This is a genomic window from Gordonia lacunae, assembly GCF_002149015.1.
GTDB lineage: Bacteria > Actinomycetota > Actinomycetes > Mycobacteriales > Mycobacteriaceae > Gordonia > Gordonia lacunae.
Genome location: NZ_NGFO01000021.1, coordinates 20,948 through 36,139 on the forward strand (window position 1 = coordinate 20,948; position 15,192 = coordinate 36,139).

Here is a 15,192-nt window from a genome sequence, read left to right on the forward strand (position 1 = left end):
AGCACCGGCCGACCAGCGGCCACGCGGAATTCTCGTCGCCGCTAGACGGTCAACGGCACCGCGACGTCGGCGCCGCCCTCTTCAGTGATCCGGGCGCCCATCTGCGTGTAGGTGGGGGCAGTGATGAACCCGCCGGCGAAGAGCGCCTCGCCCTGACGGAATCCAGGGGACTCCGCCAGGAGGTGCTCGGGCACGAAGCCGAAGGTGTCGGCGAGTTCGGCGAGATCTCGGGGCGCGTTCATCCGCATCAGACACAGGTTGTCGCACTGGGACAGGACGTTGGGATGGATCTTGGTGGGCCGTTGCGTCGACAGCAGGAGCCAGAGGCCGAATTTGCGTCCCTCGGCGGCGATCTGCACGACGCGATCGATCAGTGCCTGTTCCACCGCGCTGGTGGCCAGAGGCGGGCAGATGTTGTGGGCCTCGTCGATGACGATGAGGACAGGACGACGTTCGTCGCGGCGGGCCCACAGGTGTTCGAGCACGCTGAGGGCGGCCACTTTCGGTTCCGCGGGGTGGGCGAACCCGCCGAGGTCGAGCACGGTCGCCTGCGGCCGGTCGTCGATGACGTCGGTGGCCGCGACGTCGCCCCGCGCCCACAGTGCCCAGTCGAGGACCTGTAGATTCTCGATCCGCTTGGCCAGCCGCTGGTGTCCTGGATCATCCGAACTGCGGAGAGCATCGAGATAGGTGGTCTGATCGGACGTTGCGGTGAGAGTGGCGTCGGCGTGCAGCAGAACGTTGTACTCGTCGGCGTCGGCGATCGGATCCAGCTGCAGGACCGCGGCCTTCGCGGCCAGGGGCAACGAGAGGAACCGCGTCCGCAGTTGGGGTCCCTCGCGCCGGGTGGAGTGGAGCACCCGGATGTCGGCGGTCGCGATCGCGTCGGCGGTTGCCGGATCGGTGGTGCTTCGTGTTTCCGGCAACCGGGTGAAGTCCGCGTTCGGATCGAGGATCAGCAGTGGGAGTCGAGTGCGCAGCAACAGCTGCTCGAGCACCACGCCGAGCGCGTAGGTCTTGCCGGATCCGCTCTGGCCGCACCAGAAGGTGTGGCGGTTGAACTTCTCCGCGGTGAGGAGGACATCGGTCGTCGCGTTGTCGCGATGGTTTCCCACTGTCAGCTGAACCACGTCCGTACCTTACTGGCACGAGCGACTTCTCATCGGGCTTCCGAGCCGGACAACTCCTTGCGCAGGACGAAGGCGCGGTCGCCGGTGGTGGCGTCGCGGACCGGGAACCCGTGCCTGCCGTAGAAGCGGTGCGCGTCGACGTCGGGTTCGTCGACCTCGATCTCGAACTCGCCGACGCCGCGCCGGGCCGCCTCCGCGACGGCAGCGGTGAGCACCGCACCACCGAGTCCGCGGCTCCGTTCGGCCGGCGTCGTGTACATCTCGTCGAGAAGTGCGATGCCGCCGTCGACCCACACGTTGGTCCGGATGGTGACCACGCCCACCGAGATGACCGGTTCGCCGGCCACGACGGCGAAAGTCGTGGTGCCCGAGAGTAACTCGTGCAGGCGACCGGCCAGCACCGACGGTCCGGGCGACGGCATGCCGTACTCGCGATTGAACGCGTCCAGGAGATCGGCCATCCTCGCCGCGTCCGCCGGCGTCGCCACTCGGGCGCTGATGTGGTCGTACACGGGTCCCACCGTAGCGGCACCTCCGACGACGATCGTCCCGCTTCGGCGCGGTCAGCCGACCTCGCCGAAGCGGGCGAGCAGACGGTCGACCGCGCTGCAGTCCTGCAGAACTCGTCGGCGGCCGGGGTCCTCGGCGACATCGCGGAGCATCGCATCGCCGCCCGGGATCCGCTCGATGCCGACGACCGCCGACCACACGGCCCCGTCGGTGGCCGTGAACGCGTCGACACCGTCACGCAGGGCCCGCGCCAGGACGATCCGGTCATCCGGGCCCAACCGGTCGTGGACCAGGGCGATCATCTCGCCGGCGACCGAGCCGTGCGCGCGTTCGTCGCGACGGTGCAGGGCAACGGTGGCCTGATGCACCGGTTGGATCGACCGATCGTCGGCGATCAAGGTCAGGTAGTCCCCGATGGAGGTCTCGGCGACCGTGGCGAACGCCAGGGTCGTCAGAGCCGCAGCCCGTGCCGACTCCGCCTGCGCGAGTGCCTCACGGTGTCGCCGCACCGTCGACGACGCCGGCAGCGCGGTGTCCGGCAGCGCCCAGCCGCGCCGTCGGCGGGTCAGCGCCGACGCGTTCAGGTGCATCAGCGTGTGGTACTCCTCGTCGACCATCGACTGCACCACGGCCGCTCGCCCCGCATCCGAGAACCCGGTGCCGAACGCGTCTCGGAACAGCAATCCGAAACCGGGTGTCACCACGTCCTGTTCGATGTCGATGACGCTCTTGTTGTACGCGATCCAGCCCCACGCCCGGACCCTGGACCGGACGTCCTCGTCGAGCCGATCCCAGTCCGGATGCCCCGCGAAGGGGAGCATGGTCTCGGGGTAGTCGGATCGGGTGTCGTCGTAGAGGTCGTCCATCGTCGGGCCGTCGAGTTCGGGTTCGGTGCGCCGCACCGTCGCCCGCCGGGGCCAGCTGCGGACGAGCCCGCGGATCACCGCCGACTCCACCGGATCGGAGGCGTCGTGGTCGGGCAGTGCGCCGGTCATGACGCCGGTCCGTCGAACAACCGGGCACACAGCTCCGCATAGCCGTCCGCGTGGGTGCCCAGGGCGGCGCCGGCCCGGACGAGCAGTGCCGCGAACTCGTCGGCGTCGCGGTCGGTGTCGCCGGCATCGGCACAGGCGGCCGAGACCCGGGAGACGGCCCGCCCCAGGGCTTCTCGAGCTGCCGGTGCGCACGGGTTCGACTTCTGGACGTCCCGGTACACCTCGGGCGTCCCGCCGGTGATCCGAGCCAGCATCGCCGACATCGTCGTGAACGGGGGAGTGGCCAGCAGCGCTGTGTCGTCGGCGTCGACTCCCAGGTCGGCGAGTGCAGTTCCGAACGACAAGATCGTCGCATGGGTGAGCGCCTGGATCGCGGCGCACAGCCGGTCGTGTCGCTCCGCGGTGGTGACCTCCGTCCGGGCGCCCCACCGTGCCAGGTCGTCGAGGAGACGGTCCGCGCCGGGACCGTGCCGATGGACGACGACCGCGACCACCCGTCCGGGTAGATCGAGTGGCGGCGCGAACATCGGATTCACCCCGACGGTCGGCCCGCCGGGCTCGAGATCGGCCACCACTGCCGCGAACCGCGTCTTCACCGACAGCGTTTCCACCAGCAATGCCGTCGGGCGCAGCACGGATCGCACCGTCCGCACCGCGGCGAGTGCCACCCCCTCCGGCACCGCGAGCACCAGGACATCGGCCTCGCGCAGCCGCGCGGTCGCCTCCGGACCCGGGGATCGGATGTCGTCGCCGGCTATGGCGTCCAGGACGTGCACGGTGTCGCCGTCACCGCGCCACCGATCGGCGAACATCGTCCCCACCGCTCCCGCTCCGCCGGCCACGACCACCGACCGCACACCGGGGGCGGTCGATGCGGTCACGGATCGCTCTCGTCGGCGACGGCAAGGCAGCGGCGCATGGTCAGGGCCTTGACCATCGTCTCCTCGTACTCCTCGTCCGGATCCGACAGCGCGACGATGGCTCCGCCGACCCCGAAGGTCACCTCGGAATCGGTCGCGACCATCGTGCGGATCACGATCGACAGGTCGGCGGTCCCCGTCAACGACAAGTAGCCGATGGCGCCCGAGTAGACACCCCGCGGACCCGCCTCGAGTTTGTCGATGATCTCCATCGTGCGGATCTTCGGTGCGCCGGTCATCGAACCGCCGGGGAACGCCGCCCGCACACAGTCGACGGCCGACAACCCCTCGCGCAATGTTCCGCGCACCGTCGACACCATCTGATGCACCGGCGCGAAGGTCTCGATGTCGAACAGGGACGGCACATGCACCGAACCAGGCTCGCAGACACGCGACAGATCGTTACGGACGAGGTCGACGATCATGAGGTTCTCCGACCGGTCCTTCTCGCTCGCCCGCAGCGCGCACCGCAGGTACCGGTCCTCGGCAGGGTCTGCCGATCGCGGGCGGGTGCCCTTGATGGGTTTCGACTCCACCGTGCGGTCCGCAGCCACCTTCAGGAACCGCTCCGGAGACGCGCTCAGCACCGACAACCCCGAGAACTGCAGCAGCGCACTGTAGGGCATCGGGCTGATCTCGCGCAGGCACGAATACCCGGAGACGGGGTCGAGCCTGCGATGCACCGTCGCCGAGTTCGTCAGGCACACCTCGTAGGACTCCCCGGACCTGATCTCGGCCAAACAGTCCTCGACGAGCCCCAGATACGTCGGATGGTCGTGCCGGAACACGATCGGCACCTCGTGTGGAACCGGGACCAGCGGGGGAGTCGGCGGCGGTTCGGAGATCGGGGCCGGTAGCTCCCGGATGGTCGCCGCCGTCGCGCACAACCATTGCGCGGTATCGGAAGAGGGTTCTCCGGGGTGATCCGACCCGTCCGGATCTGGGTGGTCGAGACCTGGAGCGTCGGGATCCGGAGTGCCCACCGGTTCGAGCGCGAGCACGTACGCGCAGTCGCGCCCGTGGTCGATCACGACCGCGCGGTCGGCGAAGACCAGCGCCGCGTCGGCCTGCTCGGATGCGTGAGCCAGCTGCCCACCGGTGTCCGCCTTGAGCTCGTAGCCGAGATAACCGACGTAGCCGAGACCGAACCCGGACGGCAGATCCGGTCGCGGTGCCACCGAGCGTTCCCGGAGTCGCGCGCCGAGATAGTCGAAAAAAGTGCTGCGGACCACCTCGACCGTGCCGTCCGAATGCTCCACGCGGACGGTCATTTCCGGCACGCGATAGGTCACGTACTCGGCGAGCGGACCCGAGCAGTCGCCCATGACCGAGAACCTGCCGTCTGTGTCGTCGGCCGCCGAACCGTCGAGCCAGTAGCTGTTCGGACCGTCGGCGAACAGTCTCTCGTACACCGCTTGCGCGTCCACGGACCGATCGACCCGCACCGACCGCACGTGGTAGCGGCGTCCCGGCATGGGCGACGATACGTGTTCTGCCGAAACGCTTGTCATCGTCGACGATGTGCTCGGCGCGGCCGGCCTCCGCCGGCGTGCACGTAGTGGGGTCGCGGCCGCGAAGTTCGCCAGCAATTCCCGGCCGTACTCGCTGCAGATCGACTCCGGATGGAACTGCACCCCCCACATCGGCAGATCCCGATGGCGCACCGCCATGAGGACGCCGTCGTCGGACCACGCCTGTTCCTCCAACTCGTCGGGGACCTCCACCACGGCCAGTGAGTGGTATCGCACGGCCCGGAACGGTGAGGGGAGCCCCGCGAAGAGACCCCGTCCGTCGTGGTGCACCGCGCTGACCCGGCCGTGGCGTGGCTCCGGGGCCGGGACCACCGGACTGCCGAACACGTGACACAGACCCTGGTGACCCAGGCACACCCCCAGGGCGGGCAGTCCGCTGTCGGTCAGCGCCCGCCCACTGATCCCGAAGTCGCGGGCATAGTCCGGTCGGCCCGGGCCGGGGGAGACCACCACGTTGTCGAAGGCCGTGAGATCCACCGACGCCCACGGCACGTCATTGCTGATGACCACCGGCTCCCGGCCGTTGACCTCGGTCAGCAATGCGAACAGGTTGTAGGTGAACGAGTCGTAGTTGTCGATCAGCAGGGTGCGCACCGCGGTCACCTCAGTCCGCATCCGAGCCGGCGGACGCGTGCGCGACCGAGTCGCGTTCGGGGGCCGCGTCGGGCACCGAATCGCCGGCCGTCGGCGGCTGGTCGGTCGCCACGATCAGGTCCTCCACGCGACAGGTCTCGGCGATCAACAGGTCGTAGAGAGCGTGTACGAAATCCGGGGACAGGTCGTGTTCGACGGCGAACCGGTGGGCGTGTTCATGCACGACTCCGACACGGCGCGGCTGCATCACCGCGATGGCGTGCCGGCGTTTGAGTCGCGCGATGCGGGTGCACACCTCGATCCGGGCGCGAACGGTGTCGAGCAGTCGATCGTCGATCCCGTCCAATTCCGTACGCAATGCTTCGAGTTCGCGTGCACTGAGTTCGTTCTCACCCAGCGCTCGCCCGTCGATGTTCGTCGTCTGGTTCACGGCGCGACCACCTAGAAGTGTCCGAATGCGCGGCCCGCCGGCTTGAACCGCCCCGAGATGCGGCGCCGCCCTGTGGGCCCTGCGCCCGGGTTCGCGTCGGCGAACCCACACCCCGACTCGGTCCATGGTCGCACCGACTGCGAGATCTCGAAGGCGTTGACGTCACCAGCTGATCACGATTCATCAACGACCGGGACGTCACCGTGACGAGATGCGTTGTCGGGGCGCCGGTTCGATTGCGGCAAGTCCGACCTTCCGGGCGTGTCCTCATCCGAATCCTTTGCGGCGCTCACTTTCCCGCGTGCCGCAGGTGCCCGTAGAGCGCGGCGCGGTAACCGCGGGTGTAACTGGGTTCCTCGTCGTCCGGGTGGGGTGGACAGGCGAGCGTCGATGCCGCGAGCTGTCGGGCCCACGGCGGCGGAAGAGCGTCGAGATCGGCGGCGGCGTCGAGAAATCCCTGCTGGAACAGGTCCGGGTCGAGGTGCTCGTCGAGTTCGGCATCGAAGATGGGGAACGACGTGGGCAGTCGCGTGACCACGCCGTATTCGGTGACGATGTCGAGCTCAGGCAGGTCGGAGTCGGGACTTTTCAACGGACCGACCGCCTTTCGGCAAGTGTGCGGTACAGGGTCGCGCGACTGACACCGAGTTCCTGAGCGATCTTCGGTACGGAGACACCTCGCGCGCGCATCTGCTCGGCTCGGGCCACCTGGTCGGCGTCGAGCGCCCGGGGACGACCGATGGTCGAGGTCGACCCGCGCAGTGTCCTCGGTGTCGACCGGTTCGTCGGCGTGCCGGTGTCGTCGAGTTCGGCCAGCGACGCCAAGACCCCGACGATCATCGCTCCGGCCGGGTCGGCGGTGTCGATGCCCTCGCGTAACGAGCGCAGTCCGATGCGGCGTCCAGTCATCTGGTTCGCGATCTCCATGACCTCGGGCACGGTGCGGCCGAGGCGATCGATACCGACGACCACGGTGATGTCACCGGGGCGCGCGTAGTCGAGCAGGGCGGCCATGCCGGGACGGTGGCCGGCGGGGGTGGTTCGGTCGGCCGGGTCGCTGTAGATGCGCGCGGGATCGACTCCCGCCTCGGTGAGTGCATCGATCTGGGGCGCGAGTGGATGGGCGCCGGCCGTTTCGCGAGCGTAACCGAGCGACATCCCCGACGACTCTGTTGGATCTGCTGTCACCGTGGCAGCGTATCTCAAAAGTATCGAAACTATTCGGCGCGACACTCATATTTCGAGACCAATGCCACGAGGAGCCCTGGACGTAAGTATTAAAAGTCTCGAATGTTGTCGCATTAAGATTTGAGACTATGGCGGACCGGCGACTCGCGACGGCGCCTGTGGCGGGGACGGGTCGTCGGCATCGGGGCGTCCCCTGTTCGCACCGTTTCGGGTGCTTTCGCCGCGAGCGGCTCGACTCGGGCGTTACCGTCGCACCACCTGTCGTCGGCGGTGGAGGCACGTTCATGGGACTCGCAGACTCGGACGCCCACGCATCGGCACCGCACCTCGTCGAGACGCCGTCCGGGCCGGTCGAATACGTCGACGTCGGGTCCGGCCCGCCGCTGGTGTTCCTGCACGGGTCGCCGGGCGGCTGCGACCAAGGTGCCCTGATGACGCGCTTCCTGGCCGGGGCTCACCGGGTCATCGCGATCTCGCGGCCGGGCTATCTGGCCACGCCGCTCAGGGACGACACGCGTGCTCCGGCGGCGCAGGCGGACCTGATCGCGGCCGTGCTGGACGCGTTGGGGGTCGAGCGTTTCGCGCTGATGTGCTGGTCCGGGGGCGGACCCGCCGCCTATTCGCTCGCCGCTGCGGTGCCGGACCGCGTCGCATCGATGGTCGCGGTTGCGGCGGTCAGCACGCGTTTCGACCCGCGGAGCAGGCTGCGCGGACGACTCGAGCTGTCCGAGGAGAAGCTTCTCTTCAACCGCCTCGGCCAGTGGCTCGCGACCACGCTTGCCGCCACGGCGCCGTCCACGGCCATCTCCACTCTTCTCTCCGGTGAGGGCGATCTGTCGCGCGCGCAGATCCGGGAACTCACCGCGAGCATCGTCGCCGACGACGACCAGCGCGCGCTCGCGATCGATCTGTTCGACACCGTGTCCGGTGCCCGAAAAGCGGGGTTCGACAACGACTTCGATCAATTCCGCCAACTCGACCTACCACTCGCGTCCATCTCCGCGCCGGTGCTCGCGATACACGCGCGCACCGACGCCGACGTCCCCTTCGCGCAGAGTGTCCATGCCGTTGACGAGGTGCCGGGTGCTCGCCTCGAGGCGATCGACGAAGGCACCCACCTGTCGATGTGGCTCGGTCCCGACGCGGCGAGGCTGCAGTCGCTGGTCGTCGAACATCTGTCCGCGGCGACGACGTGACGCCCGCACCGCAGGTGAAGTTCATCGGTCGCGGGCTTTGCTTACCATGCCCTTCGAGGCTCGTCGCTTGCGCTCCTCGCACCTCAGGGAGCGGAATGCTCGTCGCTCTCCTTCCTCGTGGGGGGGCAGCAGCGAATCAGAACAGGGTCGGCGGGAGCGCCCCTTCGAACTCGAGCAACCATCGCTTGGTGGAGAGGTCCCGGCCCGACTCGCCTCCGGAGTAGCCGCCGAGACCGTCACCGGCGATCACACGGTGGCACGGGATGACCAGCGGCACGGGGTTGATGCCCATGATGGTCCCGACGCCGCGTGCGGAGACCCGGGTGCCGGTCCTCGCGGCGAGTTCTCCGTAGGTGATCGTGTCGCCATGGCCGACGTCCCGGTTCAGCGTCGTCAGGACCGCACGTGCGGTGTCCGACATGCCGCCGAGGTCCACGGGGAGGTCGAACTCGGTGAGTTCGCCGGCGAAATAGGCGCGGAGTTGCCGAACCGCTTCGGCGAGAACAGGATCGATGGAGTCGTCGCCGGCCGCCTGCTCGGTGCCTGCCGGCCAGGCCACGCGCACGACGGCCGAGCCGTCGCTCTCGACGGCCACGGTACCGACGGGCGTCGGCACGAGAACACGGCGTGGTACGGACATTCGGTGGGATCTCACGGTCGGGGTCGGGTGCGGTCACAGTAGCGCCAGAGTCGCGACCCTGGGTGGATACAGCTCCGGGAATATTCGGCCCGATCGTCTTGTTCCGCCCACCATGAGTGCTAATGCAGAGTTGAGTCCTGAAGGCTGGGTCCGCGAGCAGACCGAGAAGATCCTCGAGCAGGGCACCACCGACGGTGTGACCGTGATGGACCGTCCGATCGTCCTGTTCACCACCACCGGCGCCAAGTCGGGCAAGAAGCGCTACGTGCCGCTGATGCGGGTGGAGGAGAACGGTAAGTACCTCATGGTCGCCTCGAAGGGCGGCGCACCCGAGCACCCGGCGTGGTACCACAATGTGAAGGCGAACCCCCAGGTCACGGCGCAGGATGGCACCGAGGTGAAGGAACTGACCGCTCGTGAGCTGAGTGATGGCGAGGAGCGCGATCACTGGTGGGAGCTCGCGGTCGCGGCCTTCCCGCCCTATGCGGAGTACCAGACGAAGACCGATCGGCAGATCCCGGTGTTCGTTCTCGAGTGAGTGCCGTGCTGCACCGATAGAGCCCCCGACCGCGGTCGGGGGCTCTACTCTGTCTCAGGCACCAGCCGGAAGGAGAGTCATGGGCGACGCCGTCGACTTCAAGGAAGTCTCCACCGCGGGACTCGAGAGTTCACCGGTGGCCGAAGCGCTGGCCGGACTGCGGGCGAACGAGGCCCGGTACTACAAGACGAAATACGGGCACGACTTCACCGTCGTCCCGGCGTCGAACGCACCGGACGCGCTCGACCGGGTGACCACGATCCTGGCCGCCGAGCGCGCCATCACCATCGCCTCGCCGGCGCTCGAGGTCAGCGACTTCGAGGTGGGCCCGGACGACGGGAGGCTTCACATGTCGTACGTGTTCTACGAGTCGGGCCTGGCCGTCAACGTCATGTACAGCATCGATCCGGCCGGCAAACGTGCCGTCGGATTCAAACTCGCCGAGGGTATGGATGTCCCGGCCGAGTTGGAGTCGAAGTTCAAGTTCGCCCGTCAGAAATCGAAACTCGCCGGCGTGATCCGCGGCTCGTACTTCGTCATCAAAGGGGAGTACTGACCCCGGCGGTCACCGGAAGCGGATGTTCAGGGTGGCGAGACCGAAGATCTTGCGGCCACCCGACTTCGCCACCACGATGACGACGCCTGTTCGGGTCTCCGGATCGAGCGACTTGATCCGTCCGCTGTACTCGATCTCGCCGCCCTCGGAGCCGGACACGACGGCAGGCTGCGACAGGCGCACCGCATAGCGGGTCACCGCGCCCGGGTCGCCCGACCACGACGACACGTACGCGGCGCCGAGGCCCATGGTCAGCATGCCGTGGGCGATCACATCGGGCAGACCCGCCAGCTTCGCGCTCGTCTCATCCCAGTGGATCGGATTCGCGTCGCCGGCGACCCCGCCATAGTTGACCAGGTCGCCGCGCGACAGCCGGATGGTGTGCAGCGGCAGTTCGTCGCCCACGCTCAACTCGTCGAAGTTCCGGGCCCCGGACGTCCGACCCGAGTCATCCGCGGTCGGGACATCGCCTTCGGGGCGAACCGTTTTGACATAGCGTTCGGCAGCTTCGTCGTGGCTGAAGATGTTGACGTCGTGCATCATCACCTTGCGAACCGCACTGCTCAACTCGGGGTCGACCTCGTCCGCGGTCACTCCGACGACCGTCGTGTGCATGGTGTGCACCCGTTCGCCCGCGGCGTCGGTCATGGTGTTGGTCACGGTGATCAGGTCTTTGCCAGCGATTCGACGGACACTGCTCAGCTCGACGTCGGTGGTCAGCTCGTCTCCGGCGACGATCGGACGGTGCTGCTCGAAGACCTGCTCGGTCTGCACATAGGTGTCGTAGCCGACGATGACCTTCTCGAAGAGCTCCCGGTTCGCCGCCATCGCCGGGATCGAGGTGAAGGTCAGCGGCGTGACGAGCCCCGGATAGCCCAGTGCGGCTGCGGCTTCGGGCTCCCAGTGCGCGCCGTGGTAGTCCTGGACCGCTCGCGCGTACTCGCGCACCTTCTCCCGCCCGACCTGGTACGAGCCGTCGAGGACGTAGTAGTGCCCGACGCGGGATTCGATCCCAGCGGGATCATCGGCGGTCGTGGCGGTGGTCGTCGGAGTGTGCGTCACCCCGAACACGCTAACGGTGTGCTCAGCCGAGTCCAACTCCGGAGTAACCTTCCGGCTGCCGCCGTCAGCGCCGGAGCCCCTTTCCGTGGGCGTACTCCGCCGGCCGCCCGGAGGTCTGCCAGTCGTGCCAGTTCTCCCGGTGACGGCACATCCACTTCTCGTGCACACGGCGAAACCGGGGCGAGATCCGACGGGTGGTCTCGATGGCGATCACGGCGGGCAGGCGGAGTGCGATGACGAGCATGCCCGGAACCGGGCTGGGCATCCGGTAGCGCAACCGCGTCATGGGCAGCATGTAGATGCTCGAATAGGCGGCGTACATCGCCGCGTTGTATTTCCCGCGCAGTCGCTGCAGACCGGTCGAGCCGCTCTTCGCAAAGGCCGCGGGGAAGGATTCGATGAGCTCGGCACCGTCGTCCCCGGCGTCGTACGTGCGGGTGGAGGTGACGAACGCCAGCAGTCGCAGCGAGTCGGCGATCGTCTCGGGGTACCACTGCGTGCGCACGCCGAGTAGGTGGCCGAGGTAGCGCTGATAGTGCAGGAGGACGCGGATCTCGCGGGGCGTGGTCTGTACCCCGGTCAGCCACAGTGCCATCGCCGGCACCACGCTGCCGCCCAGCAGGGTCAGCAGTTGATACGACTGGCTGATCGGATCGCCCCAGCGTTGCCGATCCCATTCCGGATGCTCGGCGACGGTGCGACGAACCCACACGTGCATCACCCGAACCCGCATCGCCGTCGCACGCCCCTGCGACCCCGGTGTGAGCAGCGCCCCGGGCTGCGAGACGTCGATCCAGAAGCGTGAGGTCTCCAGGAACCGGCGCAGCGCGTTGTCGCCCGCGTAGCCGCCGGCCAGCGACAGCGGTTTCGCCACCGCGGCTTCGGTGTACATCTCCAAGGTGATCCCACCCGCGACACTGAACAGACCGGTGCCCCACCGGCGCCAGATGGCCTCGCCCTCGGCGATCAGGTCGGGGTCGACCCAGCCGGGGACGGTCTCGAACTCCTCGAACAGGTCGACCAGTGCCGGCGGGGGATCGACGATGCTGTCGAGGCCGTCGGTGAGTGCCTGGTCGAGGAGCGCTCGGGCGGCTTCGCCGCCCAGCGTGCCGTAGACCTCGTCGACGAAACGTTCGGCGACGGGGTCGGTGCGAAACATGTCCTCGGCGAAGGTGCGTAGGTTCTCGTGGTCCGGGAAGAGATCCGCACCGGTGACCCGCCGGACCAGCGACCGGACACGCCACAGACGCCGGTTCGACATGGCGAACTCATAGGCGACCGCAGCGGGAAACGCAGGAGCGTCGGGTGACAGCGAGGTGGACACAGGGACTCCTGACGTGAGACGGATTCCCTAATGTGTATCACTCGCGGTGTGTGGCGGGCCAGGTGGCCGCGGGATGTTGACTTCAACCGAACTCGAAGTTGCACCGTGGGAGGACCTACCGACCAATTCGAGGAGGCACCGATGCGCCGCGTATTCGCCGACCTGTGGGAGACCAGCTCCGACAACCCCTTTCCGGGATTGACCACGCACGCCTACCTGTGGACGTCGTCTCGAAACATCCTCTTCTATTCGGTCGCGTCGGACGCCGAGTTTGACGAACTCGACCGCCTCGGAGGAATCGACGACCAGTATCTTTCGCATCAGGACGAGGCCGGGCCGCTATTGGCCGCGATCTCCGAACGATTCCGGTCGACGCTGCACGCCCCGGCCGCCGAGGCGGACCGGATCGGCGACCACGCGCGGATCGGCGTGACTCTCGCGGGCCGGCACACGGACGACAACGGTGTCGAGGCGATCCCGACACCCGGTCACTCCCCGGGCAGCACGAGTTACCTGGTGCACGGTGTCGACGGCAACCGTTACCTGTTCACCGGTGACACCCTCTATCGCAATGCGTCGGGGAGATGGACCGCCGGCTACCTACCCGGCATCAGTGAAGCGGAGAGGCTCGCAGCGAGTCTGGAAATCCTGGGAACACTCGCGCCGAATGTCGTTATCTCCAGCGCCTATGCGGGGGATTCGGCCGTTCACCGCGTCGACCCGTCCAGCTGGACCGCGGATGTCGCACAGGCGACCCTCGGCTTGCAGACGGCCGTGAGTCGGAACGCCTAGTCGAACAGACGCCGGAACAGGTTGGTCTCCGCGAGGTCGACCAGTTCGTCGCCGCGTCCGGACAGCACGGTGCGTAGTGCGTAGAGCGTGAAGCCCTTGGCCTGGGCGGCGGTGATCGTGGGCGGGATCGACAGCTCCTGCCGCGCAGTGACGACGTCGAGCAGCGCGGGACCGTCGTGGGCGAGGAATTCGTCGACCGCGCCCGCCAGGTCGTCGGGCTGTTCGACGCGTCGGCCGCGGATGCCGAGCGACTCCGCCAGCGCGGCGAAGTCCGGGTTCTCCAGATCGGTTCCGTAGTTGACGAATCCGGCCGCCTTCATCTCGACCTCGACGAAGTTCAGCGACGAGTTGTCGAAGACGACGATCTTCACCGGCAGCTTGTTCTGCGTGATGGTGAGCAGCTCGCCGAGCAGCATCGCGAGCCCGCCGTCGCCGGCGAGTGCGATGATCTGGCGGTCGGGAAAGGCGGTCTGTGCGCCGATCGCCTGGGACACGGCATTGGCCATCGAGCCATGGGTGAACGAACCGATCAGGCGACGGGCTCCGTTCATCTCGAGGTAGCGCGCCGCCCACACCACCGGTGATCCGACGTCGGGGATGAACACCGCGTCGGCACTTGCCTTCTCGCTGATCAGGCGGGTGAGGTACTGCGGGTGGATCGGTGCCCGGTTGCGGTCGTTGTCGGCGAGATCGTCCAGGCGGCGTCGCGCCGTGGCGTAATGGGCCAGCGAGGTCGACAAATGTTCGCCGTCGCGGCCTGCGGCGATCGACGGGAGCAGAGCCCGGACGGTGTCGCCGACATCGCCGACGAGGGGCAGGTCGACGGGGCAGCGTCGACCGATCTGTTCACCGCGGATGTCGACCTGGATGATCGTCGCCTTCGACGGATAGAACTGTTCGTAGGGGAAGTCGGTGCCGAGCATGAGCAGGGTGTCGCATTTCTCGATCGCGCGATACCCGGATGAGAACCCCAGCAGCCCGGTCATTCCCACGTCATACGGATTGTCGTATTCGATGAACTCCTTGCCGCGCAGCGCGTGCACGACAGGTGCTTGCAGTGCACGTGCGAGCTCGACGACCTCGTCGTGCGAGCCCTGAACCCCCGCGCCGGCCAGGATCGTCACGCGCTCGGCGGCATTGAGAGTGTCTGCAGCACGGGCGATCTCGGCGTCGGTGGGACGGGTCACGCGCGGGTTGCGGCGGATGGGGGCGCCGGCCCGCCGCTTGGGGCACGGCGCGAGAAAGGTCTCGCCCGGGATGACGAGGACCGCGACGTCCTGCTTCTCGACAGCGGTGCGCAACGCGATGTCGAGCAGGCGCGGCATCTGATCGGGGGTGCTGACCATCTCGCAGTAGGCGCTGCATTCCCGGAACAGCTGCTCGGGGTGCGTCTCCTGGAAATAGCCGGTGCCGATCTCGGTCGCCGGGATGTGGGCGGCGATCGCGAGTACCGGGACACGACTGCGGTGGGCGTCGAACAGCCCGTTGATCAGGTGCAGGTTTCCGGGCCCGCAACTGCCGACGCAGACCGCGAGTTCGCCGGTGAGGGCGGCTTCGGCGGATGCGGCGAACGCGGCCGATTCCTCGTGCCGGACATGCCGCCACGAGATGGCGTCGTTCCTCCGCAGAGCATCGGTGAAACCGTTGAGCGAATCGCCGGGAAGCCCGTGGACGCGCCGCACTCCGGCGCGCTCGAGTTCCTCGACGATTCTCTCCGCGACTGTGGTGGACATGGCGATCCGTTCGGTCGGGGTCGGTGTGACCCGACTATAGACGCGCGAACGC

Annotated in this window: 16 protein-coding genes; 4 read left to right on the top strand and 12 right to left on the bottom strand. The window is 67.9% G+C overall.

Translation table 11 applies throughout. The features are described from left to right. Window positions 1-41 precede the first annotated feature (41 nt). From CA982_RS17375 to CA982_RS17410, 8 genes are all read right to left on the bottom strand, one after another. Window positions 42-1,130, bottom strand: a complete 1,089-nt coding sequence (locus tag CA982_RS17375; protein ID WP_244176342.1) for an ATP-binding protein — start codon at window positions 1,128-1,130, stop codon at window positions 42-44. A gap of 29 nt (window positions 1,131-1,159) precedes the next feature. Then, window positions 1,160-1,642 carry a GNAT family N-acetyltransferase gene (locus CA982_RS17380; RefSeq protein ID WP_244176344.1) on the bottom strand — a complete coding sequence of 161 codons (483 nt, stop codon included), beginning with the start codon at window positions 1,640-1,642 and terminating at the stop codon, window positions 1,160-1,162. 51 nt (window positions 1,643-1,693) lie between these two features. Beyond that, window positions 1,694-2,635, bottom strand: a complete 942-nt coding sequence (locus CA982_RS17385; RefSeq protein WP_086536519.1) for a diiron oxygenase — start codon at window positions 2,633-2,635, stop codon at window positions 1,694-1,696. Then, the gene (locus CA982_RS17390; protein ID WP_086536520.1) at window positions 2,632-3,516 is read right to left on the bottom strand and encodes a prephenate dehydrogenase dimerization domain-containing protein; all 885 of its coding nucleotides are present in this window, start codon (window positions 3,514-3,516) and stop codon (window positions 2,632-2,634) included. The genes CA982_RS17385 and CA982_RS17390 overlap by 4 nt, the downstream gene beginning before the upstream one ends. Then, window positions 3,513-5,702, bottom strand: a complete 2,190-nt coding sequence (pabB, locus tag CA982_RS17395) for an aminodeoxychorismate synthase component I (RefSeq protein ID WP_208617985.1) — start codon at window positions 5,700-5,702, stop codon at window positions 3,513-3,515. The genes CA982_RS17390 and pabB overlap by 4 nt, the downstream gene beginning before the upstream one ends. Continuing rightward, window positions 5,692-6,111 carry a chorismate mutase family protein gene (locus CA982_RS17400; RefSeq protein WP_086536521.1) on the bottom strand — a complete coding sequence of 140 codons (420 nt, stop codon included), beginning with the start codon at window positions 6,109-6,111 and terminating at the stop codon, window positions 5,692-5,694. Before CA982_RS17400 ends, pabB begins: the two co-directional genes overlap by 11 nt. Window positions 6,112-6,400: 289 nt before the next feature. Further along, window positions 6,401-6,703 carry a hypothetical protein gene (locus CA982_RS17405; protein ID WP_086536522.1) on the bottom strand — a complete coding sequence of 101 codons (303 nt, stop codon included), beginning with the start codon at window positions 6,701-6,703 and terminating at the stop codon, window positions 6,401-6,403. Further along, entirely contained in the window at window positions 6,700-7,269 is a 570-nt protein-coding gene (locus CA982_RS17410; protein WP_086536523.1) for a recombinase family protein, read from the bottom strand. Before CA982_RS17410 ends, CA982_RS17405 begins: the two co-directional genes overlap by 4 nt. A gap of 314 nt (window positions 7,270-7,583) precedes the next feature. Between CA982_RS17410 and CA982_RS17415 the strand changes: the two genes are divergently transcribed. Further along, a complete protein-coding gene (locus tag CA982_RS17415) occupies window positions 7,584-8,495 on the top strand; it encodes an alpha/beta fold hydrolase (protein ID WP_086536524.1) in 912 nt (303 codons plus the stop codon). Between the two features lie 136 nt (window positions 8,496-8,631). On the opposite strand, the gene CA982_RS17420 is transcribed toward CA982_RS17415, so the two are convergent. Next, window positions 8,632-9,135, bottom strand: a complete 504-nt coding sequence (locus CA982_RS17420) for a methylated-DNA--[protein]-cysteine S-methyltransferase (RefSeq protein WP_086536525.1) — start codon at window positions 9,133-9,135, stop codon at window positions 8,632-8,634. 112 nt (window positions 9,136-9,247) lie between these two features. Between CA982_RS17420 and CA982_RS17425 the strand changes: the two genes are divergently transcribed. Both CA982_RS17425 and CA982_RS17430 read left to right on the top strand, forming a co-directional pair. Then, window positions 9,248-9,673: a nitroreductase family deazaflavin-dependent oxidoreductase gene (locus CA982_RS17425; RefSeq protein WP_086536526.1), complete on the top strand. Its 426-nt coding sequence runs from the start codon at window positions 9,248-9,250 to the stop codon at window positions 9,671-9,673. 79 nt (window positions 9,674-9,752) lie between these two features. Beyond that, complete coding sequence (locus tag CA982_RS17430; protein WP_086536527.1) at window positions 9,753-10,229, top strand: phage tail protein; 477 nt, start codon at window positions 9,753-9,755, stop codon at window positions 10,227-10,229. A 9-nt stretch (window positions 10,230-10,238) separates the two neighbouring features. On the opposite strand, the gene CA982_RS17435 is transcribed toward CA982_RS17430, so the two are convergent. Both CA982_RS17435 and CA982_RS17440 read right to left on the bottom strand, forming a co-directional pair. After that, on the bottom strand, window positions 10,239-11,291 hold the full coding sequence (locus CA982_RS17435) for a fused (3R)-hydroxyacyl-ACP dehydratase subunits HadA/HadB (protein WP_086536584.1): 1,053 nt from the start codon (window positions 11,289-11,291) through the stop codon (window positions 10,239-10,241). Between the two features lie 64 nt (window positions 11,292-11,355). Next, window positions 11,356-12,615 carry an oxygenase MpaB family protein gene (locus CA982_RS17440; protein WP_086536528.1) on the bottom strand — a complete coding sequence of 420 codons (1,260 nt, stop codon included), beginning with the start codon at window positions 12,613-12,615 and terminating at the stop codon, window positions 11,356-11,358. Between the two features lie 141 nt (window positions 12,616-12,756). Here CA982_RS17440 and CA982_RS17445 point away from each other — a divergent pair, with 141 nt between their 5' ends. Next, complete coding sequence (locus CA982_RS17445) at window positions 12,757-13,407, top strand: MBL fold metallo-hydrolase (RefSeq protein WP_086536529.1); 651 nt, start codon at window positions 12,757-12,759, stop codon at window positions 13,405-13,407. Here CA982_RS17445 and poxB read toward each other — a convergent pair. Next, window positions 13,404-15,140: a ubiquinone-dependent pyruvate dehydrogenase gene (gene poxB / locus CA982_RS17450; RefSeq protein WP_086536530.1), complete on the bottom strand. Its 1,737-nt coding sequence runs from the start codon at window positions 15,138-15,140 to the stop codon at window positions 13,404-13,406. The two genes, CA982_RS17445 and poxB, sit on opposite strands and share 4 nt — an antisense overlap. Between the last annotated feature and the right edge of the window lie 52 nt (window positions 15,141-15,192).